General features: G+C 63.9%; 20 protein-coding genes and 1 tRNA gene. 7 read left to right on the top strand and 14 right to left on the bottom strand.

Going from position 1 to position 21,194, the window contains the following annotated elements:
* Position 1: 1 nt before the first annotated feature.
* The 5 genes from SD196_RS19000 to SD196_RS18980 all read right to left on the bottom strand — a co-directional run bounded on the left by SD196_RS19000 (position 2) and on the right by SD196_RS18980 (position 3,666).
* Positions 2 to 1,333, bottom strand: a complete 1,332-nt coding sequence (locus SD196_RS19000; protein ID WP_343572698.1) for a deoxyguanosinetriphosphate triphosphohydrolase — start codon at positions 1,331 to 1,333, stop codon at positions 2 to 4.
* Positions 1,334 to 1,403: 70 nt separating this feature from the next.
* The gene (locus tag SD196_RS18995; protein WP_370599801.1) at positions 1,404 to 2,579 is read right to left on the bottom strand and encodes an EAL domain-containing protein; all 1,176 of its coding nucleotides are present in this window, start codon (positions 2,577 to 2,579) and stop codon (positions 1,404 to 1,406) included.
* A 65-nt stretch (positions 2,580 to 2,644) separates the two neighbouring features.
* Complete coding sequence (locus tag SD196_RS18990) at positions 2,645 to 2,965, bottom strand: hypothetical protein (protein WP_343572701.1); 321 nt, start codon at positions 2,963 to 2,965, stop codon at positions 2,645 to 2,647.
* Positions 2,962 to 3,345 carry a phage holin family protein gene (locus SD196_RS18985; protein WP_275610968.1) on the bottom strand — a complete coding sequence of 128 codons (384 nt, stop codon included), beginning with the start codon at positions 3,343 to 3,345 and terminating at the stop codon, positions 2,962 to 2,964. The genes SD196_RS18990 and SD196_RS18985 overlap by 4 nt, the downstream gene beginning before the upstream one ends.
* 3 nt (positions 3,346 to 3,348) lie before the next feature.
* The gene (locus SD196_RS18980) at positions 3,349 to 3,666 is read right to left on the bottom strand and encodes a DUF883 family protein (RefSeq protein ID WP_275610969.1); all 318 of its coding nucleotides are present in this window, start codon (positions 3,664 to 3,666) and stop codon (positions 3,349 to 3,351) included.
* A gap of 405 nt (positions 3,667 to 4,071) precedes the next feature.
* On the opposite strand from SD196_RS18980, the gene SD196_RS18975 reads away from it, so the two are divergent.
* Positions 4,072 to 5,280, top strand: a complete 1,209-nt coding sequence (locus SD196_RS18975; RefSeq protein WP_343572704.1) for an ammonium transporter — start codon at positions 4,072 to 4,074, stop codon at positions 5,278 to 5,280.
* Positions 5,281 to 5,337: 57 nt separating this feature from the next.
* On the opposite strand, the gene SD196_RS18970 is transcribed toward SD196_RS18975, so the two are convergent.
* From SD196_RS18970 to SD196_RS18955, 4 genes are all read right to left on the bottom strand, one after another.
* A complete protein-coding gene (locus tag SD196_RS18970) occupies positions 5,338 to 6,609 on the bottom strand; it encodes an OprD family porin (RefSeq protein ID WP_275610971.1) in 1,272 nt (423 codons plus the stop codon).
* A gap of 115 nt (positions 6,610 to 6,724) precedes the next feature.
* Positions 6,725 to 7,648, bottom strand: coding sequence for an MBL fold metallo-hydrolase (locus SD196_RS18965; RefSeq protein ID WP_416310553.1), 924 nt, complete (start codon positions 7,646 to 7,648; stop codon positions 6,725 to 6,727).
* A 14-nt stretch (positions 7,649 to 7,662) separates the two neighbouring features.
* A complete protein-coding gene (locus SD196_RS18960) occupies positions 7,663 to 8,577 on the bottom strand; it encodes a pyridoxamine 5'-phosphate oxidase family protein (RefSeq protein ID WP_416310552.1) in 915 nt (304 codons plus the stop codon).
* Positions 8,578 to 8,594: 17 nt separating this feature from the next.
* Positions 8,595 to 9,191, bottom strand: a complete 597-nt coding sequence (locus SD196_RS18955; protein ID WP_275610974.1) for a glutathione S-transferase family protein — start codon at positions 9,189 to 9,191, stop codon at positions 8,595 to 8,597.
* A 144-nt stretch (positions 9,192 to 9,335) separates the two neighbouring features.
* Here SD196_RS18955 and SD196_RS18950 point away from each other — a divergent pair, with 144 nt between their 5' ends.
* Genes SD196_RS18950 through SD196_RS18940 form a run of 3 tightly spaced genes read left to right on the top strand, consistent with a single transcriptional unit; the run spans position 9,336 to position 11,072 of the window.
* A complete protein-coding gene (locus SD196_RS18950) occupies positions 9,336 to 9,893 on the top strand; it encodes a TetR/AcrR family transcriptional regulator (RefSeq protein WP_331319903.1) in 558 nt (185 codons plus the stop codon).
* A 16-nt stretch (positions 9,894 to 9,909) separates the two neighbouring features.
* Positions 9,910 to 10,149: a glutaredoxin family protein gene (locus SD196_RS18945; protein ID WP_275610976.1), complete on the top strand. Its 240-nt coding sequence runs from the start codon at positions 9,910 to 9,912 to the stop codon at positions 10,147 to 10,149.
* A 47-nt stretch (positions 10,150 to 10,196) separates the two neighbouring features.
* Positions 10,197 to 11,072, top strand: coding sequence for an NAD(P)-dependent oxidoreductase (locus SD196_RS18940; protein ID WP_331319902.1), 876 nt, complete (start codon positions 10,197 to 10,199; stop codon positions 11,070 to 11,072).
* Between the two features lie 115 nt (positions 11,073 to 11,187).
* Here the strand turns inward: SD196_RS18940 and SD196_RS18935 are convergent.
* The 3 genes from SD196_RS18935 to mobA form a co-directional block, all read right to left on the bottom strand.
* A tRNA-Pro gene (locus SD196_RS18935) sits at positions 11,188 to 11,264 on the bottom strand.
* 145 nt (positions 11,265 to 11,409) lie between these two features.
* Positions 11,410 to 11,631: a YgdI/YgdR family lipoprotein gene (locus SD196_RS18930; protein WP_275610978.1), complete on the bottom strand. Its 222-nt coding sequence runs from the start codon at positions 11,629 to 11,631 to the stop codon at positions 11,410 to 11,412.
* A 91-nt stretch (positions 11,632 to 11,722) separates the two neighbouring features.
* Positions 11,723 to 12,310 carry a molybdenum cofactor guanylyltransferase MobA gene (mobA, locus tag SD196_RS18925; protein WP_275610979.1) on the bottom strand — a complete coding sequence of 196 codons (588 nt, stop codon included), beginning with the start codon at positions 12,308 to 12,310 and terminating at the stop codon, positions 11,723 to 11,725.
* A 70-nt stretch (positions 12,311 to 12,380) separates the two neighbouring features.
* Here mobA and moaB point away from each other — a divergent pair, with 70 nt between their 5' ends.
* A complete protein-coding gene (gene moaB / locus SD196_RS18920) occupies positions 12,381 to 12,920 on the top strand; it encodes a molybdenum cofactor biosynthesis protein B (protein ID WP_152224593.1) in 540 nt (179 codons plus the stop codon).
* The gene (gene glp, locus SD196_RS18915) at positions 12,917 to 14,131 is read left to right on the top strand and encodes a gephyrin-like molybdotransferase Glp (protein ID WP_416310551.1); all 1,215 of its coding nucleotides are present in this window, start codon (positions 12,917 to 12,919) and stop codon (positions 14,129 to 14,131) included. Before moaB ends, glp begins: the two co-directional genes overlap by 4 nt.
* Positions 14,132 to 14,266: 135 nt before the next feature.
* Here glp and SD196_RS18910 read toward each other — a convergent pair whose 3' ends face one another.
* Together SD196_RS18910 and SD196_RS18905 are read right to left on the bottom strand one after the other, a co-directional pair.
* On the bottom strand, positions 14,267 to 17,869 hold the full coding sequence (locus SD196_RS18910) for a beta strand repeat-containing protein (protein ID WP_416310550.1): 3,603 nt from the start codon (positions 17,867 to 17,869) through the stop codon (positions 14,267 to 14,269).
* Between the two features lie 543 nt (positions 17,870 to 18,412).
* Positions 18,413 to 19,441, bottom strand: a complete 1,029-nt coding sequence (locus SD196_RS18905; protein ID WP_416310549.1) for an AraC family transcriptional regulator — start codon at positions 19,439 to 19,441, stop codon at positions 18,413 to 18,415.
* Positions 19,442 to 19,597: 156 nt separating this feature from the next.
* Between SD196_RS18905 and SD196_RS18900 the strand changes: the two genes are divergently transcribed.
* Positions 19,598 to 21,193, top strand: a complete 1,596-nt coding sequence (locus tag SD196_RS18900; protein WP_416310548.1) for an FAD-binding oxidoreductase — start codon at positions 19,598 to 19,600, stop codon at positions 21,191 to 21,193.
* Position 21,194: the final 1 nt, after the last annotated feature.

Raw genomic sequence — 21,194 nt, 5'->3', positions numbered from 1 at the left:
CTCAGCTCGGGCTGGAACGCCCGGTCATTTCCCGCGCCAGTTCCGTCGCATAGCTGTCCGTCATGCCGGCGATGAAATCGATGACACGCAGGAAGGCGCGATACAGCGGCCAGCTCGGGTCCGGCGCATTCTGTCCGAGCAGATCGAGGATTCGCCGGTGCTTGAAGGATGGGGTTCGTCCGCCGTGCTGCTCCAGGGCTGCGCCGCAGAAGGAGTTGAGCAGAATTTCCAGGGTGGTGTAGGCGCCGATTTCATGGAGCGTCTTGCGCTTGTCCTGGAAGATCTTTTCCCGCGCCATGGCCTTGGCCCGCTGCACGCAGCGCTTGGCGGGGCCGTGCATGTGCTCCACCAGGTCGCCGGTCAACTGGCCAGCCAGCAGCGCCGGCTCCTGCTCGACGAAGGCTCGCGCCGCGGCATTGGTCAGGTGCTCGATAGCCTTGCCACGGAGGATCGCCAGCTTGCGCCGGCGAGAGTCGTTGGGGCCAAGCTGGCGGTAGGTTTCCGGTAGATCATCGTCGACCAGGTCGAGCAGCAGCGCTTCGACTTCGGCGTAGTCGAGAAGCTCCATCTCCAGGCCGTCTTCAAGGTCGATCAGGCCATAGCAGATGTCGTCCGCCGCCTCCATCAGGTAGACCAGCGGATGGCGCGCCCAGCGTTCGGCCTCCAGCTGAGGCATGCCCAGCTTCTGGGTGATCTGTTCCAGCAGCGGCAGCTCGCTGCGGTAACAGCCGAACTTGTGTTTCTTGTAGCCCAGCGAGTCGGCATGGCGGGCTGTCCAGGGGTATTTCAGGTAGGTGCCGAGCGTCGCGTAGGTCAGGCGGGTACCACCGTCGAACTGGTGGTATTCCAGCTGGGTGAGCACGCGGAAACCCTGGGCGTTGCCTTCGAAATGCAGGAAGTCGGAACGCTCCTCGTCATTCATGTCGTCCAGCCAGCCGCGTCCGGCGGCCTGCTGGAACCAGTGGCGGATCGCGTCTTCGCCGGAGTGGCCGAAGGGCGGGTTGCCGATGTCATGGGCCAGGCAGGCGGACTGCACGATCACCCCCATGTCGGCCGGGTCGCACCATTCCGGCAGGCGGTCGCGGAGGATTTCGCCAACCCGCATGCCCAGCGAGCGGCCGACGCAGCCGACCTCCAGCGAGTGGGTCAGGCGGGTGTGGATGTGGTCGTTGCTCGATACCGGGTGCACCTGGGTCTTGCGGCCCAGGCGGCGGAAGGCGCCGGAGAAGATGATGCGGTCGTGATCCTTGTGGAAGGCACTGCGACCGAGCTCGGCGCTGCTGTGTACCGGTTTGCCGAGGCGTTCTCGGGGGAGCAGGGTGTGCCAGTCCATTCGTGGTTCCGCAATCTTGGAGAGTTACCGGCAACGCTAGCCGTTCGCGCCGGCAATCTCAATCACGGGGCTACAGACCCTCGGCGTCGATATCGATGAGGAGCAGTCGTCGACCCTGGTCGATGAACTGTCCGGCGGTCATGCAGTACTGGTTGGTGGTGGCGTCGCGATAGGTGTTGGACAGCATCAGGCGGCGCTCCTCCCAACCCTCGGCCAGCAGTTGGTAGAAATATGGACGCCAGGACCAGTTGTGGCCCAGGTAGCGCCGGTCCTCTTTCCAGAACAGCCCGTTCCACTCCAGGTTTGGCGAGGTTTGGGTGCCGTGGCGGTCGCACTGGTAGATGCGCAGCAGTCGGGTGAAGGATTCTGGCGCCGCGGGGATGCTGCTGAGGATGGCGCCGCTCTCGGCCCAGGGGCGCAACATGTCCATCAGTCCGGCTAGCTGCTGGCGTAGCTGGATAAGGCTGGCGCGCTCCCGTAGTTTGCGGCGCACGTAGCGATCGCGGTGCTGGGCGAAGGCTTCGCGGAAGGCGTTGCTGGCCGGGAATTCCAGTTCGGGCCTGGCGAACAGGTAGCCCTGTACGTAGCGGGCACCGCATTCCAGGGCGAAGTCCATTTCCTCCTCGGTCTCCACGCCCTCGGCGATGATCCAGCAGCCAGTCCTCTCGGCCATCTGCGCCAGGGCCTTCACCACGTCGCCGCTGGGCCCGCCGCGGGCAGCCGCCTGGAACAGGCGCATGTCGAGCTTGAGGATGTCCGGTTGCAGCGCCAGCACGCGGTCGAGCTGCGAGTAGCCGGCGCCGAAGTCGTCGATGGCAATGCGCGCGCCGGCTTCGCGGTAACGCGCGACCACTTCCGGCAGACGTTGGTGGCCGCCGCCCAGTTCGGTGATCTCGAAGACCACGCGCTTGGGCGGGACCCCTTGCTGTTGCAGTTGCTTGAGACTGGGCAGCGGCTGGTTCGGACGCAGGCGGCTGATCCAGCGCGGCGAGATGTTCAGGCTGAGGAACCAGTCTGACGGCGCTTCGTGGATACGCGCCAGGGCCGCATCGCGGATCTGCCGATCGAGTCGGCGCAGTTCGCTCAAGCTCACGCGCGGATTGAAGAACAGTGGGCCGACCGAAAGCAGTTCTCCATTGTCCTGGCGCAGGCGCCCCAAGGCCTCGACGCCCGCGACCAGGCCGGTCGCGGTGTCGATGAAGGGTTGGAAGCAGGCGATCGGTTGTCCTTCGGTCACGGGGCACATCCTTAGTGGTGTGACAGCAAGCGCCAGCGGCGCGGGTCGTTGTCACGTTGCAAGAATGTGGCCACTCAGGACGGCGGTGGCGTCTCGCTCCGCGGCTTGCACAGTTGCAGCAACAGTGGGGCCAGGGCGATGCCGATGCGCAGCAGGCGAATCCACCGGCGTTTGCCGAGCAGTAGCGCCAGTGCGGCCGCGCCACCGGCGCCAGCCCACAGGGGAGTACTGCCGCGCAGGCTTTGGCCAATGTCGCGGGCGCTCTTCAGGGGGCGTAGCAGCAGGTCGCTCTCGCGCTTGAGCTGCTGGCGTTGCATTTCCAGGCGCAACCGTACGATGGCCTTGCGTAATTCCGCCCGTGACAGGTGCTGTGCGGATTCGGGCAGTTCGCTCATGGCAGCAGGCGCTCCCGGTCTCGGGCCAGTTCGTCGAGTGTCGCACTGAAGGGTGAACTCTCGTCGCTGAGCAGTTGGTACAGGCGCCAGGCGCACAGGAGGCTTCCGGCAATATAGAAGAGGCAGAGGCCGATGGCCGCCTCCAGTCGATAGCTGTCCCAGAACAGCAGCAGGACCAGCGTCGACAGGCCGATCAGCAGGAGCAGCGCGAACACCAGGGCGAGCCCCGCCAGCAGCAGGATCTGCACGGTGCGCGCTTTCTGTTCCTGCAGTTCGATGCCCAGCAGCTCGACGTGCCCGTGCAACAGTCCGAGGAATGCGGCGCCCAGGCGCCGCAGGGAAGGGGAGTTGGCCTTGTCGGCATCCATTCCGTCGCTCATGGATCAGCGCCGGCTCACCAGCAGGCCGAGCAGGAAGCCGACGCCCGCGGCGATGCCCACGGCCTGCCACGGGTGCTCGTTGACGTATTCCTCGGTGGCATCCGCCGCGGCCTTACTCTGGTCGCGGACAACGTCCTTGGTGGAGTTGATGGCTTCCCGGGCGCGCTTGAGGCTGGAGTTGATCTGGTCGCGCATCTGGTCGGCTTCGGCGCCGGCCAGCTCGGCGGAGCTCTGCAGGAGTTTCTCGGTGTCGCTGACGAGGGCCTGGAATTCCGCCAGGAGTTCTTCCTTGGCGGCGTTCACTGCGGTCTTGCGAGGCATGTGATGCTCCTTGATCGGGTTGAGGTTCTTAGGTTTTCGAGCCCCATAGGCCTGGGAAGTTTCTCATAAGTTGGGCGCCGGCGATGCCAAAGGCGCGTGGTAAAGCCTAGCCGCTGATTTTCCGGGCGGGTGGTATGCCGCTTGCATTTCTCTGGTGCGCAAGGAGAGCGGAATGCCCCGTCGCGGGGCGATTCCGGAGCGATGAAAGGCCGGGAAAGCCCGCTCAACACACTGAAAAACCAAAGAAAGTATAGAAAACAGCCGTGCTGGTCCGATCGCCTGTGAGCGAATCCGGGGCAGCAGTCGGCCCTCGCTTGGTGCGCTGCTGCTTCAGGGTGGTGCGAATAGAGGTGGTCGCGGGCCGTTTTGGTGCTTTCTTCTTGACCTTCGGGGCTGCCTGTAGCGATGGAAAACCTCAATAGCGCCGTGGAAACCCTTGTCCACGGCTCCAATACGCTGTTCATCCTGATGGGCGCGGTCATGGTCCTGGCCATGCATGCCGGTTTCGCGTTCCTCGAAGTCGGGACGGTGCGCCTGAAGAACCAGGTCAACGCGCTGTCGAAGATTCTCTCGGACTTCGCCATCTCGACCCTGGCCTATTTCTTCGTCGGCTACTGGATCGCCTACGGCGTGAACTTCCTGCAGCCCGCCGCGAGTCTGGCGACGGAGAATGGTTATGCCCTGGTGAAGTTCTTCTTCCTGCTGACCTTCGCCGCGGCGATTCCCGCGATCATCTCCGGCGGCATCGCCGAGCGTGCCCGATTCGGTCCGCAGTTGTGCGCCACGGCGCTGATCGTGGCCTTCCTCTATCCCTTCTTTGAGGGGTTGGTGTGGAACGCCAACTTCGGTTTCCAGGACTGGTTGAAGGCCGAGTTCGGCGCGACCTTCCACGATTTCGCCGGCTCCGTCGTGGTGCACGCGTTCGGCGGTTGGCTGGCGCTGGCGGCGGTGCTGCTGCTGGGACGGCGCAATGGCCGTTACCGCGAGGGGCGCCTGGTGGCCTTTGCACCTTCGAATATCCCGTTCCTGGCGGCCGGGTCCTGGGTGCTGATCGTCGGCTGGTTCGGCTTCAACGTGATGAGCGCCCAGACCCTGGTCGGTGCCAGCGGGCTGGTGGCGGTCAATTCGCTGCTGGCGATGGTCGGCGGCACCGTGGCCGCGCTGCTGGTGGGCCGCAACGACCCGGGCTTCCTGCATAACGGTCCGCTGGCCGGGCTGGTGGCGGTCTGCGCTGGCTCCGACCTGATGCACCCGATCGGTGCGCTGGCCACCGGTATGGTGGCGGGCGCCTTGTTCGTCTGGGCGTTCACCGCAACCCAGGTGCGTTGGAAGATCGACGATGTGCTCGGTGTCTGGCCGTTGCACGGCCTGTGCGGCGCCTGGGGTGGCGTTGCGTGCGGCATCTTCGGCCAGTCCGCGCTGGGTGGCATCGGTGGTGTGAGCCTGGCCAGCCAGGCGGTCGGGACGCTGGTCGGGGTGACGCTGGCGTTCGCCGGTGGCCTGCTGGTCTACGGCCTGATCAAGACGGTGGTGGGTATCCGTCTGACCCAGGAGCAGGAGTACTACGGCGCCGACCTGTCGATCCACAAGATCGGTGCGATCAACCAGGACTAAGTGAGGCTGCAAGGAAAAAGCCCGGCATGTGCCGGGCTTTTTCGTTCCGCTGCCGGGTTACCAGAGCGGCATGGTGTAGCTGACGATCAGACGGTTTTCGTCGTAGTCGTTGGTGTAGTTGGTGCGCATGGTCGCGTTACGCCACTTCAGGCCGAGGTTCTTCAGCGGGCCGTCCTGGAAGACGTAGGCGATGTCGGTGTCGCGCTCCCATTCCTTGCCTTCCTTGTCGCTGGTGAGCAGGTCGATGTTGTCGCCGTTCACATAGCGGGTCATGAAGGTCAGGCCAGGGATGCCGAGGCCGGCGAAGTTGTAGTCGTAGCGCGCCTGCCAGGATTTCTCGTCCTTCATGGCGAAGTCGCCGATCTGGATGTAGTTCACCAAGTAGGGATCGGTGCCGTTGATGTAGGCGAAGCCGGTGTCGCCGCTCATCTTTTGGTAGCCCAGGCCGAAGGCGTGATAGCCCAGGGCGTAGGTGAACATGGCGTTGAGTGCCTTGTTGTCGACGTTGCTGCCGCCGTCGTCATCGGACTTGGCCCAGCGGATGTCGGACTTCAGCGACTGCTTGTCGGCGATCGGCAGGACATGCAGCAGCCCCAGGTAGTGCTGCTTGTAGATGTTGTCGAGGCCGCCGTAGTGGTAGCTGGTGCTGAGGCTGTCGGTCCACTTGTAGGTCAGGCCGCCGAACAGGAATTCGTTGGTCTTGGTGGTATCGCCGAGCTTGATGTTGCGCTTGGCGCCACTGGTGATGGTCATGTCCTCGTAGTCGGAGGAATCGCGCTGGTTCACCTGGTACAGGCGGCCGGCGTCGACGGTCAGACCGTCGATTTCCATCGAGTTGAGCGCCGCGCCGCTGAAGGTCTGCGGCAGCAGGCGGGTGTCGTTGTACTGCACCACCGGCATCTTCGGCAGCAGGGTGCCGGCCTTCAGGGTGCTCTTGGAGGCGCGCAGCTTGGCGGTGACGCCGAGGTCGCCGTAGCTGTCCTCGGCGCGGTGGTCGCTGCTTGAACGCTGCAGCAGGCCGGTGCCGCTGCGGTCAGGCGACGAGTCGAGTTTCAGGCCGAGGGTGCCCAGGGCGTCGACACCGACGCCGATGGTGCCGTCGGTGAAGCCGGATTCGTACTTGAGGATGAAGCCTTGCGCCCATTCTTCGGCCTTGTTCTGTGCCGGTGGCGGGCTGGACTGACGGAAGTCGCGGTTGAAGTAGAAGTTGCGCAGTTCAACGCTGGCTTTGCTGTCCTTGATGAAGTCAGCATGGGCAATGGTCGGAACGGTAACGCTGGTACCCAGCGTGGCCAGGGCCACGGCACGGGCGATCGGGGTCATGCTCATTGTTATTGTCTCCTCGAGCGCTTTGGGCAGGTCGGTGATGCCGGATGGGGGCGGCATGTCGAACTGTTACAGCCTACCTACTAAATCATTACGGAATGTTGACGACTCTTAGACCTTAGTCGTTGATTAGTGAGCTGGCTATTGAAGCGCCGGACGGCGACTGGTGCGGGTTTGCCTGTATCCAGTTGGGGTAGTAGCCGAGGCGGTCCTGCACCCGGGCGTCGTGAGCGGGGACGACGGTCAGCTCCGGATGCGAGCGCATCAGCAGGTGCACGCGCGCCACTTCGGCGAGGGTGCGCTCGCGGTCGTTGTCCACCAGTTTGCGGCTGACCCAGAACTTCTCGTGGGGGCCGGTGAAGCCGGACAGCTGCCAGGTGGTATCCCCGCTGAAGAAGAAGCGTCGACCATCGTCCAGGGTTAGGAACAGACCGACCGAGCCGGGCGTGTGGCCGTGCATGGGCACCAGCACCAGGCTGCCGTCGCCGAACAGGTCCAGGCTCTCGTCAAAACCCATGAAGGGTGTTGGCTCGAACGCGTAGGGCACCCATTTCACCGGGTGGCGGAACTGGCTGGGGAACACGGCCGGTGGCTGCGCGATATGGGCGTAGTTGATTTCTTCGTAGGGCGCCCAGACCGGCACCTCGGGGAAGTCCGACAGCCCGGAGGCATGGTCCCAATGTGCGTGGGACAACAGGATGCGGTCGATGCGGATGCCGCTGCCCTGTAACTGATCGCGCACCGGTTTCAGCCCTTCATAGTGGAACAACGGTTTGCCCCACCAGGGCATGTCCTGCTTGAACTGTGCGTCCGCCTGGCTACCCAGGCCGGTGTCGAACAGCAGGGTGGCGGCGTGGTGCTGGATCAGCACGGCGGTGTGGTTGGTCGGCACCTGGCGGGTCCAGTCGCCGCCAGCAACGGTGAAGGCCTCCAGGGTGGTGATGCCGGAGGTGCGGACCAGCGCGAAGCGCAGGTCCGCGGCAGTGGCATTCAGGCAGGCGAGGGCGAGCGCCCCAGCCAGCAGCAGGGAGAACAGGCGCATGGATGAAGTCCTTTTTAGTCGGTGGTCGGCAGGAAGGGCGAGTACTGCAACTCGGAGAAACCCAGGGGCAGGCGTGCGCGCCGCAACCGCCAGGCCCCGGGGCGCAGGCTGAGCATGCGTTGCGCGCCGGGTGCCCAGGCAGGCGCGCCGTCCTGCGGCCAGTGGATGCGCGCGGTCGCCTGCAGGTGCAGCAGGTCGCCGCTATCGAAGTCGATCAGCAGCAGGGCGCAGCGCGGCTCCAGCGCCAGGTTGCCGAGGGTGTTGAACAGGTTGTTACCGGCGTAGTCCGGCAGCCACAGCAGGCCGTCCTCGCCAAGCCGCAGGAAGCCCGGCGGGCCGCCGCGATGGGAGATGTCGACGCCACCGTTCTCGCCGGCATGCAGGCTGGTGATGAACAGGGTGTCGCTGTGGGTCGCCAGCTCCACCCAGCGCGGGTCGAGGCCGACCCCGCTCAGGCTGGGCCCGGGCGTGCGGGGCTGGGCCTGCCAGAGGCGCGACTGGATGTACTTCGGGCAATTGCCGAAGGATTGCAGCGTACGGACGCTGAAGCCTTCGCTATCCAAGGCTTCCACACGGCCGTTGAGGCGATTGCGCCGCCGGGTCGGCAGTTCGAGCCCGAGCAGGCCCAGCAGTGCGCCGTCGTACAGGTTGGCGTACAACGGGTCGTCCGCTTCGGCCAGCGCGTCGATGCGCAGGCGCTCCGGCTCCGGTGAATGGGCGAATCCGGGGGAGCCCCAGAGCACGGAGGCCTGGGGATGCCCGTCGGGATCGACGCTGCCGACCAGCAGCCATGGCAGCTGGGCGAAGAAGGCGCGGTGCTGGTCCGGCATGAAGCTGCGGATCGCCCGGCCGCCGAAGTCAGCGACCTGCTCGCGCACGCCGGCCCGTTCCTGAATCGCCAGTTCACCGGGGTGGAAGGTGGTATCCATCACTCGCCTCCAGAATCTTACAGCCGGGGTTGCGGTACATAGCCGGGCAGCGCGCGAATGCGGGCGAGCCAGTCCTGCACATAGGGATAGCTGGAAAGCTCCAGACCACCGTCTTCCGCAAGCGTCACGTAGGGATAGACGGCAATGTCGGCGATGGTCGGTTCGTCGGTCTGCGCCAGCCAGCGGTGCTCGACGAGGGTGACATCGAGCAACTCCAGGGCTTGGCGGCCCTTGGCCTGGGCCGCTGACAGGTCGCCGGGGCGCTTGAACAGCAGGATCACCCGCGCCGTGGCCAGGCCGTGCTGGACTTCATTGGCGGAAAAACTCATCCAGTGGGCGATGCGGCCCTGAGTCACCGCGTCCTGCGGGCTCCAGCGCGGCTCGGCGTATTGCCGGGCAAGGTAGGTGAGGATGGCGTGGGAGTCGCCCAGGCGCAGCTCGCCGTCTTCCAGTGCCGGCACCTGACCGCGCGGATTGATCGCCAGGAAGGCTGGACGCTTGTGCGCGCCACCGAACAGGTCCACCGGTGCCAGTTCAGCCGATTGGCCGATCAGCCCGAGGAACAGGCGCACCTTGTAGCAATTACCGGAGAGCGGGACGTCGTGCAGTTTCATGGCGAATTCCTTTGCGTTGATTGTTGTGGGACTGGGGAATGGATAATAGACAGACAGGTCTGTATAGTTCAAGCGGAAAGATTGCTCGTCGGTCGCGCCACAGGCCCAAGGCTCGCGCATAATGTCGGGTCAGGAGGTAATTCCATGGCATCCAGCAAACGCGAACTGCTGCTCAGCACCGCCCAGGACCTTTTCTACCGTGAGGGTTATCACGCCACCGGTATCGACCGCATTCTCGCGGAGTCCGGCGTGGCGAAGATGACTCTGTACAAGCACTTCAAGTCGAAGGACGAGCTGATCATGGCGGCGCTGGAAGGGCGTCATGCCCGGATGGTCGAGCGCATGAATGTCGCCGAACGGCACATGGAGCCCCGCGCGGCGATCCTGGTGACCTTCGATGCCTTGCAGGACATGCTCGGCGCGGAGGACTTCTGCGGTTGCGCCTTCATCCACGCCGCTGGCGAGTTCCACGACCGCGATCACCCGATCCACCGCCAGGCCGCCGAACACAAGGCTTTCATCGAGCGCTACTACATAACCTTGCTGGAGCGCCTGGGCGTCGCGCAGCCGGAGACGCTGGCGCGGCAACTGCAATACCTGCTGGAAGGCGTACTGGTCATGGCGCACATGCAGGGGCCGGCGAACCAGGCCCTGGAAGCTCGCGCGGCGGCGGATGTGCTGTTGCGGCACGCCGGAGTCTGAATACATGGAGTCGAACATGCCCCCTGAATGCCAGCTCTTCGGCACCCTGGGTTGTCATCTGTGCGAAGTGGCGGAAGCGGTGCTGATGCCCTTCGTCGAGCACGGCCTGCTGGTCGAACTGGTGGACATCGCCGACCGCGAAGAATGGGTCGAGCGCTATGGTCTGACCATCCCCGTGCTGCGCCGTTGTGACAACGGCGCCGAGCTCAACTGGCCCTTCGATGCCGAGCAGGTCGCCAGCTTCCTCAGCCGCTGAATGCTTCGGCGGCCATCTCCCGCTCCAACCGCAGTGAGGCGCTTCTCATGAAAATCGGATTTCTCGGGCTCGGTGGCATGGGCGCTGCCATGGCCACCAACCTGATCAATGCAGGCCACCAGGTCGTTGCCTGGAACCGTTCGCCGGGGCCATTGGAGCCTCTGCTGGCGCTCGGCGCGCAGGCCGCTCGCGAACCCGCGGAGGCGTTCGATGCCGAGCTGGTGATCTCTATGCTGGCCGACGACGCCTCCACCCGCACCGTGCTGATCGACAGCGGGGCGCTGGCGTCGGCGAAGGCCGGGTTGATTCACCTGAGCATGGCGACCTTGTCTACCGCCTTCGTTGGCGAGCTGATTGAGTTGCATCGTCGGCAGGGCCTGGAATTCATCGCCGCGCCGGTCTTTGGTCGCACCGATGTGGCCGCCGCCGGCAAGCTCAACATCCTGGTGGCCGGCCCCGCGGCCGCCATCGCGAAAGCGCAGCCGGTGTTGGATGTGCTCGGGCAGAAAACCTGGCCGCTGGGCGATGACCCTCTGCGCGCCTCTGTAGTGAAGATCGCCGGCAATTTCATGATCGCCAGCGCCATCGAGGCGATGGGGGAGAGCGCCGCCCTGGTGAAGAGCTTCGGTGTCGAGCCGGCCGATCTGCTGGAGATCATGGGCAACACGCTGTTCAACGCGCCGGTGTACCGCAATTACGGCGCGCAGATCGCCGAGCAGCGTTTCGATCCGGCGGGGTTCCGCCTGGTGTTGGGGCTGAAGGATGTAGGACTGGCGCTGTCCGCCGGACAGGCGCAGCGGGTGCCGCTGCCGTTCGCCAGCGTACTGCGCGACAACCTGCTGGAGGCCATCGCCCATGGTGACGGCGAGCGGGACTGGAGCGCATTGTCGCAGGTGTCGATGCGCAAGTCCGGGCAGCTCTGATCCGCCCATGAAAAAGCCCGTCCATTGGACGGGCTTTTTTGCGTCTGTGAATTCTTCCCGGGAGGAAAAATCGCAGGCAATAAAAAACCCGCCGTTAGGCGGGTTTTTCGGGATTTGGTCGGAGCGACTGGATTCGAACCAGCGACCTTCTCGTCCCGAACGAGACGCGCTACCAAGCTGCGCTACGCTCCGTTTGATGGCGCGCATTCTACCGAAAAACTTTTGATGCACAAGGGGTTAGCGAAAAAAATTTCAGAATATTTTTTCGCCCCCCACAAAAAAACGAACGCCCCGCAGACCGGCCAGGGCCTGCAGGGCGTTTTCGTGTGCAGGAAGCTTAGAGCTCTTTGACGGTCCGCACTTGATCCTTGTTCACACGAATGGCTTTGCCATCCAGCTGTTCGAACTCATAGAAGCCGGACTCATCGTCGAACTTGGGCTTGTCGACCGATTGAATCTCGCGGCCGTCGTTCAGCGTGATGACGGACGGTGTGGAACAACCTGCAAGCACGCCAATGCCCAGAGCGAGCAGGAAGGCGGGAAGCATCCGGTTGGTCATGGGTGAATCTCCTGATGAGCGAACAAAAATGTACGACGATTCGGACAGAGATTTTTCCGCCAAAGTTCCCGGAATCTTTTCGATATTGTTGCTATCGGGCGTTGTAGAGCAGTTCAGGTGTATTGAGATTGGCCAGGCGTGGGTCATCGGTGGGGCAGGGCACGGCCTGTAGGCCCAGGTGCGAGAAGACATGGCGCGGGCTGCGGTCGCCGCGCTGCCAGGCCTCGTCTATCTGCTGCCGCAGGGCGACGGGAATCACACAGAACAGCGGCTCCCACTGCTCGCCGCTGCGCAGCATCTGAACCTTGCTCGGCGATGCGGCGCAGGCCTGTAACAACTGCACCAGCAATTCGTGATCGAGCAGCGGGGCGTCGCAGGGCAGCACCAGCAGGTGCGAGTGCCGCGCCACGGCGAGACCGGCGCGGATGCCGGCCAGGGGGCCGGGGAAGTCGGGGCTGTCGTCATGCACCAGACGGTCCGCGTAGGGCGCGTACTCATCCGGATTGCGGTTGCAGGAGATGATCAGGTCGTCGCTCAGCGGGCGGGCGAGGGCGGCGGCGTAGCTCACCAGCGGCCGGCCCTGCCAGGGCAGCAGGCCCTTGTCCTGCCCACCCATGCGTTGCCCACGGCCTCCGGCGAGGATCAGCACGGAACAGGGCGGCAGCGAGGCGTGTGGCATGTCAGGGTCTCCAGGGCGGGCCTGTGATATAACACCGCGCATTCCAACCTCACAAGCAAGGGCCCTCATCATGAGCCACAAGGCCGAGCAGCCATTCGTCCCGCTGAACATCGCCGTCCTCACCGTCAGCGACACCCGCACCCTGGAAACCGATACCTCCGGGCAACTGTTCGTCGACCGCCTGAAGGCCGCCGGGCACAACCTCGCGGCCCGCGTCCTGCTCAAGGACGACCTCTACCGCATCCGCGCCCAGGTGGCGACCTGGATTGCCGAGGATGAAGTGCAGGTCGTACTGATCACCGGTGGCACCGGCTTCACCGGCCGCGACAGCACCCCCGAAGCCGTGACCTGCCTGCTGGATAAGGTGGTGGACGGTTTCGGTGAACTGTTCCGGCAGATTTCCGTGGCCGACATCGGCACCTCCACCGTGCAGTCCCGTGCGCTGGCGGGCCTCGCCAACGGCACCCTGGTCTGCTGCCTACCGGGCTCCACCAACGCCTGCCGCACCGCCTGGGACGGCATCCTCGGCGAGCAGCTCAACGCCAGCCATCGCCCGTGCAACTTCGTGCCGCACCTGAAGAAGGCGGCGCCCTGCGAGAGCCGCGGATGAGCTGCTGCGACAAGCCCGGTCTGCTGCCGGTCGAGGACGCCCTGGCGCGTCTGTTGACCCTGGCCGAGCAGTCCCCGATCACCGAGAGCGAAACCTTGCCCTTGGCCGAGGCGGATGGCCGTGTGCTGGCCGAGCCGCTGCTGGCCGGGCTGGACCTGCCGCCGTGGCCCAACAGCGCCATGGACGGTTACGCGTTGCGCCTGGCCGACTGGCAGGGCGAGGCGCTGCCGGTGAGCCAGAGGATCTTCGCCGGCCAGGCGGGCGAGCCGCTGCAGCCGGGCACCTGTGCGCGCATCTTCACCGGCGCGCCGGTACCGGAGGGTGCCGACTGCGTCGAAATGCAGGAAAACGTCGAAGTGCTGGACGACGGCCGTGTGCGCTTCCTCGAGGCGCTCAAGGTGGGGCAGCACGTGCGCCCGCAAGGCCAGGAAACCCGCAAGGGCGACTGCGTGGTGCCCGCCGGCACGCGCCTGGGGCCGATCGAAATCGGCCTGGCGGCCTCGCTTGGCCACGCCGAGCTGAAGGTGCGTCGCCGTCCGCGTGTGGCGCTGCTGTCCACCGGTGATGAGCTGGTCGAGCCGGGTGCGCCGCTGGCGCCCGGGCAGATCTACAACAGCAATCGCCACCTGCTGCGTACCTGGCTGCAACGCTTTGGCTGCGAGGTGGTGGATGCGGGCATCCTGCCGGATGATCTCGAACTGACCCGCAACACGCTGACCGGTTTGTCCAACGTGGACCTGATTCTTTCCACCGGCGGTGTTTCCGTCGGCGAGGCGGACTTCCTCGGCGCGGCCCTGCGCGAGGCGGGGGAGCTGGCGCTGTGGAAGCTGGCGATCAAGCCGGGCAAACCGCTGACCGTTGGCCATTACCAGCAGGTGCCGGTGATCGGCCTGCCGGGCAATCCGGCCTCGACCCTGGTGACTTTCGCGCTGCTGGCGCGCCCGTACCTGATGCGCCGCCTCGGCATGCAGAAGGTCGAGCCGTTGCGTTTACAGGTACCCGCCGGGTTCAGCTGGACCAAACCGGGCAACCGCCGCGAGTACCTGCGCGCGCGCCTGGAGAATGGTCGCGTGGTGCCCTATGCCAACCAGAGCTCCGGCGTGCTGCGCAGCGCGGCCTGGGCCGAAGGATTGGCGGAGGTGCGTGAAGGGACGACGCTGGCCGAGGGCGACGCGTTGGTCTTCATTCCGTTCGCCGAACTGCTCGATTGATCTACCCGCAGGCTGCTCTGTAGGAGCGAGCTTGCTCGCGAAGTTAGTGCGTTCCGATGCGCCGGTTTCCAGCCGGAAAAAAACGGGGCCGCATACTGCGGCCCCGTTTGCTTCCGTCGGCTGATCAGCAATGGGTCAGGCGATATCGTTCGCCGCGAATTCCCCCTGTGTATTCACCCCGACTAACACTATCAGGCTGTCGCCGTTATCGACGGAGCCGCTGCCGTTATGGTCGATGACCAGCCAGCCGTCGCCGGATTTCGCCGCATTCCAGGCCACATAGGCATTGTTGGTAGCAGCGCCGTTTGCCAGCGCGGTATTGGCGGCAAAGAGGAAAGCGTCGAAGTTGGCGAGATTCGTACCATCGGCGATGGTGACTTTGCTCGGTGGCGACGACGTAACGATGGTGTCTTCTGCTGAGTTGAAGTCGCCAATGGTATCCGCGGTGGCCAGGGTGATGCCGGTGTCGCCGGAGGCAAACACGAAGGAGTCGTTTTCGTTGTTATTACCGTTGCCACCATATAGCAGGTCGACGCCTGTGCCTCCATGGATCTCATCATTGCCGTTCTGCCCGAACACGGTGTCATTGCCCGAGCCCGCCAGGATGATATCGGTGCCGTTTCGGCCATAGATGACGTCGTCGCCGGAGCTGAAGTCGTAACCCCCTCCGGGTAGTGTTTCAGTTCCGGTATTTGTACCGGTGACGATGCTGAAGGTTTCACTGTATGAAGCCAGTGTGGCCCCTGAGCCCTGGCTGACCTGGACTGTCACATCGTAGATGCTGCTGTTGGCGAGCACGACCTTAGGGCTAAGCACGCCCGTGTTGTTGGTGGTGTCGGTGCTGACAGTGAACAACGTGTCCGGATTCACCTCGGTGAGGCTCGCAGCGCCCAGGGCACCGACCTTGGTACTGACAAGACTATAAGAGTAATTACCACCAGCGTCCGGGTCGGCATTTGCAGGTACGCTGAGGATGCCTACGGTATCGCCAACTCCGGGAATACCGTTGCCGTTGCCAAAGGAAACCGCCGCCATTGCCAGGTCACGCGGCGCATCATTGCCACCAGTAAGGCCGATGGTGATGGTCTGGCTATCAGAGGTTACGCCGTCAGCCGCGGCCGTCACGTTGTATACCAGGTTTGGATTGGTACCCCAATGCAGCTCCTCGATGGCTGTGTCGTTGGCGATGAACTTGTACGCACCGGTGCTGCTGTTTAGGTACAGGGTGCCGTAGCCGCTGCTGGTGTTCTGGAGGTCGTAGCCGTTTACTGCTGAGGCGCTGCTGCCGTCCAGAGCGAAGGTGAAGCTGGTGTCTCCGTCGCGGCTGGTCACGGCCAGGGTGCCGGTTTTGTCGGCGAAGGTGTCGTCGGCTGCCGTGTCGGTATAGGCTGCCGTCACCGGCGCCACCACGGGCGCGTCCTGAGCGCCGGTCAGGTTGATGGTCAGGGTCTTGGTATCGGTTGCACCCGAGCCGTCGGTCACCTGGAGTGTGAAGCCTTCGCTGGCGTTTGCCTCCAATGCTTCGATGGCATCGTCGTTAGGGACGTACTCATACTGGCCATTGATATCCAGGTAAAGCGTGCCAAAGCCGCCGACCAGTTTTTGTTGATAGGTGTGCCCGTTGATATTGAACGACCCAGGGGCCACCGCAGCGCTGTCGATCGTGTAGGCCTTTGTATCGCCAACATCGCGATCGGCCGTCGTCAACTGACCGGTCACGCTAGTGAAGCTGTCGTTGCCCGATGTATCGACGTAGGTCTTGGCGGTTAGCGAGGCGCTGAGCTCGGGTTTGTCGTTGGCGCCGGTCAGGCTGACGGTCAGAGTCTTGGTATCGGTCGCATTCGAGCCGTCGGTCACCTTGAGCGTAAAGGCTTCGCTGGTGTCCTCCTTGATCCCCTCGATGGCGCTGTCGTTGGGGACGTACTCATACTTGCCACTGATATCCAGGTACAGCGTACCGAACTTGCCGACCAGGTTTTGCTGATAGGTGTGTCCGTTGACAACGACCGGATTGGTGCCCACAGCGGCGCTGTCGATCGAATAGGTCTTCGTATCGCCGATATCGCGATCCGTCGTCGTCAGTTGACCGGTCACGCTGGTGAAGCTGTCGTCGCCCGATGTATCGACGTAGGTCTTGGCGGTTAGCGACGCGCTGAGCTCGGGCTTGTCGTTCACGCCGTTGACGGTGATGGTCAGGGTTTTGGCATCGGTCGCCCCCGAGCCGTCGGTCACCTTGAGCGTGAAGTTTTCGCTGGAAGTGGTCTTGAGTCCTTCGATGGCGGCGTCGTTGGGGACGTACTCATACTTGCCACTGATATCCAGGTACAGCGTGCCGAACTTGCCGACCAGGTTTTGCTGATAGGTGTGTCCGTTGACAACGACCGGATCGGTGCTCACTGCGGCGCTGTCGATCGAATAGTCCTTCGTATCGCCGATATCGCGATCGGCCGTCGTCAGTTGACCGGTCACGCTAGTGAAGCTGTCGTCGCCCGACGTATCGTCATAGGTGGTGGCGGTCAGGTTGGCGCTGAGCTCGGGCTTGTCGTTGGTGCCGGTCAGGCTGATGGTCAGGGTCTTGGTATCGGTCGCATTCGAGCCGTCGGTCACCTTGAGCGTAAAGGCTTCGCTGGTGTTTTCCTTGATCCCCTCGATGGCGCCGTCGTCGGGGACGTATTCATAGGCGCCGCTGGTATCCAGATAGAGCGTGCCGAAGCTGCCGACCAGCTTTTGCTGGTAGGTGTGCCCGTTGACATCGAACGAACCGGGTGTCGCTCCGTTGATCGCGTAGGTAGCCGTCTCGCCGGCATCGCGATCCACCGTTGTCAGTTGACCGGTCACGCTGACGAAGGGGGCGTCGTCTGTCGAGGTGTCGACATAGGTCTTGGAGGTTAGCGAAGCGCTGAGCTCCGGCGTGTCATTGACGCCGTTCAGGCTGATGGTGATGGTCTGGGTGGCGCTGTCGGCCGCGCCATCGGTGGCATTGACTACAAAGTCCAGCTCCTGGGTTGTCTTCAGCCCCTCCACCGCCGTGTCGTTGACGACGAACTTGTATTTGCCGCTCGTGGTATTCAGGTAGAAGGTGCCGTAGTCCGTGCTCTTCTGCACGTCGAAGCCATCGCTATCGCCGACTCCGTCGGTGGGGGATGAGCCCGCCAGATCGAAGCTCACCGTATCGCCGTCAGAGTCATTGCCCTTCAGGGTGCCGGTCACATTAGGGAAGTTGTCGTCGCCCGCCGTGTCGTTCACGTCGGCGTTGCTGACGGTGTTCAGTGTCGGCGCGTGGTTGACGCTGGTGATCAACGTGCCGCTGGTGTCGACGTACTTGCCGTCGCCGCTGAGTGAGCTGGTACTGGTGGCTCGGATGCCGACAGTCAGCTTCGTCGGATCGTCCAGCAAGGAAAGAATCGCTGACGTCAGGTCGAGAGTTGCCAACGAGAACGACATCGACTCCCCCCCGCTGAGGTAGCTGGTCTTGTCCACCCCCGCCGATCCGAGTCCCGTGCTGGAAACCCTGTAGAAGTCATCCCAGGTAATGCCAGTGCCATTCATGTTGAGGCTGTTGTCGAACTTGCTCAGGGTGACTGTCCCATCGCTCTTGTCGTCATTCGCGAACCAGAGCGCATTGAGATCCATATATCCGGATATGCAGGTCACCGTGAAGCTGGCGCCATCGTAAACGACCTTGAATTGCAGTCCTGATGCCGCTGAACCGAAATCCCACTGATAAGACTCGCTCATGATCCTTCCCTCAGTTCAAAGCTGAAATGCCTCGGACAACCTCTGTTTCAAGCTCGCGGCCAATCAATCCCTGAGTTGGGATCCTGCAGATTCGGAGGTGGGGAGTCTTTCGAGCCGCCAAGGGGTGCGGCAAGCATGGCGATAGCCGATGTCAGTGCTGGTCGATTCTTCGTCGTCCCGAAAAACTGCGCACTTTACGGTGGCAACGCTCATCGAAACCTCCCATCCATGCATCCATCAGGTCATTGGTTTCTTGATTCTCCGCTCGGTACCAAACCCTCTCAGGTGCAGGAGCTCTCGACGCAACCGATATAAGAGACAGGAGCCCAATAACCTGGCGACCTACCTTTACGTTGCTCTGGCTTTACACGTGAAACGGATTTGTACTGTCGTTGGACGCTAGCTCAATGCCATCAAAGCGCTCGTCGATTCGACGGATACTTGACGAAGTGCAGGGGTGAATCCGACGGGTGGCGAGAAGCGTCAATATCCAAGCGTCAGGCGGAAGTGTGGATATACCGAAAACAATGAAAAACGCCGGTTTCAGGCCGGCGTTTTCTTTTGCTGCTGGCGGTATTCACCGGGTGTCTGCCCGGTCCAACCCTTGAAGCTGCGGTGGAACGAGCGCGATTCGGTGAAGCCCAGGTACTGGGCGATGTCCTGGATCGGCAGGTCGCTGTGCACCAGGTAGTGCTCGGCCAGTTCCTGGCGCAGTTCGTCGAGGATCTGCTGGTAGCTGGTCCCGGCTTGCTGCAGGTGGCGCTGCAGGGTGCGTACGGTCATCTCGAAGCGTTCGGCGACGCGCTCCTTGCGTGGCAGGCCGTCCTTGAGCAGTAGGCGCAGGGCGTTCTTCACCCTCAGTGGCAGCGGCTCGTCGTCGTCGAGTTCGGCCATCAGTGCCAGGGCGTGTTCTTCCAGGGTGCGCAGCAGGTTGGCGTCGGCCTGGCGCAGCGGGTAGGCGAGCAGCGGCAGCGGTACCAGCAGGGCACTGAAGGATTGCTCGAAGCGCACCGGGCAGCCGAACAACTGCTCGTACTCGGCCAGTTCGGTGCCTTCGGGTTGCGCGTGCTGGAACCAGACTTCCTTCGGTGAACCCTGGGTGTCGGCGATCCAGCGGGCGTACAGCAGCCAGGAGGCCAGGACGTTCTCCACCATGTGCCGGCGGATCAACGCCGCGTCGTGGCGGCAGTTCCAGATCAGCTTCACGTGGTCGTCGGCCGGTTCGAGCTGGCTGGTGCCCATATCGCCCACCAGCTTTTCGTAGGGAATGATCCGGCCCATGGCTTCACCGAGGTTGGCGCAGTTCATGGTGATGTAGCCGAGCACGCTCCAGGAGCCGGGCTGTACGAAACGCGCCGAGTGCAGCCCGAACAGCGGGTCGCCGGAGTGCGCGCAGAGGTATTGCAGCAGGCGCTCGTGGGCCTCGCTGGGCAGGCGCTGGCTGTTGTCGCTCAGTTGCGCGCGTTCGAGGTCCGCTGCCTGCAGCGCGGCGTCCAGGTCCATGCCGAGGGATTCGGCGTGGCGCAGGTACTTCAGCAGTGCGGGGACGGAGGTGTAGCCGAGGGAATGCATGGCGTTCGTTCTTGTTCTGGTGTCTCGATCGGCAACTGCGCCTGTCTTGATCCGACAGTGACAGCGCAGGGCGGCTGGCTAGTATAGGCAGCCATCAAGTGGCACCGAAATAGCAATCTGAAGAGCCAACAGAGACCCTGAATAAAAGGAGCGGGCATGCGACGCTGGAACGGCTGGGGTGAGGAAACGACGGTAGTGGAACTGCCCGAGAACGGGCGCGGTTTTCTCGCCGAGCTGGTCGGGCCCGGCCTGACGCTGCCGGATGCGACCCTGGAACAGGTGCTGGCCAAGGTGCCGGCCTCGCGCCTGCCCGAGCACCCGTTGGTGGTGCGCGAGGCCCGTGACCGCCTGCTGCACGCCCGCGGCCAGAGCCTGCCGGACTGGCTGGCGATGCGCGAAGGCGAGTTCGGCGTGTTCCCCGATGGCGTCGCCTACCCGCAGACCGCCGAGCAGATCCGCGAGCTGCTGCGCTTCGCCGAACTCTGGGACTGCCTGGTGATCCCCTACGGCGGCGGCACTTCGGTGGCCGGCCACATCAACCCGCCACAATCCGATAAGGCCGTGCTCACTGTCTCCCTGGAGCACATGAATCGTCTGCTGGAGCTGGACGAACAAAGCCTGATCGCCACCTTCGGCCCCGGCGCCAACGGCCCGCAGGTGGAAAGCCAACTGCGTGCCCGTGGCTACACCCTTGGGCACTTCCCGCAGTCCTGGGAACTGTCCACCCTCGGCGGCTGGGTCGTCAGTCGCTCCAGTGGCCAGCAGTCGCTGCGCTACGGGCGCATCGAGCAGCTGTTCGCCGGTGGTTCGCTGGAAACCTTCGCCGGCACCCTGGAAATCCCCACCTTCCCGGCCTCCTCGGCGGGGCCTGATCTGCGCGAGATGGTGATGGGTTCCGAAGGCCGCTTCGGCATTCTCTCCTCAGTGAAGGTGCGCGTCACGCGTATCGCCGAGGACGAACGCTTCTACGCCGTCTTCCTGCCGTCCTGGGAGCAGGCGCTGGAAGGCATCCGCACGCTGGTGCAGGCGCGGGTGCCGTTGTCGATGCTGCGCCTGTCCAACGCGGTCGAAACCCAGACCCAGCTGGCCCTGGCCGGCCATCCGGGGCAGATCGCCTGGCTGGAGCGCTACCTGAAGCTGCGCGGCGCGGGTGAGGGCAAGTGCATGCTGACCTTCGGCGTCACCGGCGAGCGCGCACAGAACGCCACGTCGCTGCGCGCCGCGCGGCGCCTGCTCAAGGGCTTTGGCGGCGTGTTCACCGGCACCCTGCTGGGCAAGAAGTGGGCGCAGAACCGCTTCCGCTTCCCCTACCTGCGCGAGGCGCTGTGGGAGAACGGTTATGTGGTGGACACCCTGGAGACTGCCACCGACTGGTCCAACGTCGACAACCTGCTGAACCGCATCGAAGCCAGCCTGCGCGACGGCCTGGCCGCCGAGGGCGAGCGCGTGCACGTGTTCACCCACCTGTCCCACGTCTACGGCGAAGGTTCGAGCATCTACACCACTTACGTTTTCCGCCCGGCGAACAGCTACGCAGAGACTCACGAGCGCTGGCGCAAGCTCAAGCACGCGGCGAGCCTGGCCATCGTGCAGAATCGCGGCACCATCAGCCACCAGCACGGTGTGGGCAAGGACCATGCGCCCTACCTGCCGGTGGAGAAGGGCCCGCTGGGCATGGCGGCGCTCAAGGCGCTGGCCGGGCATTTCGACCCGTCCGGCCGGCTGAGCCCCGGCACCTTGCTGCAGGACTGAC

The sequence above is a fragment of the Pseudomonas macauensis genome, from assembly GCF_047902425.1.
GTDB lineage: Bacteria > Pseudomonadota > Gammaproteobacteria > Pseudomonadales > Pseudomonadaceae > Pseudomonas.
The sequence above is the reverse complement of the archived record's forward strand: the minus strand, read 5'-3'. Positions and strand labels throughout refer to the sequence as shown.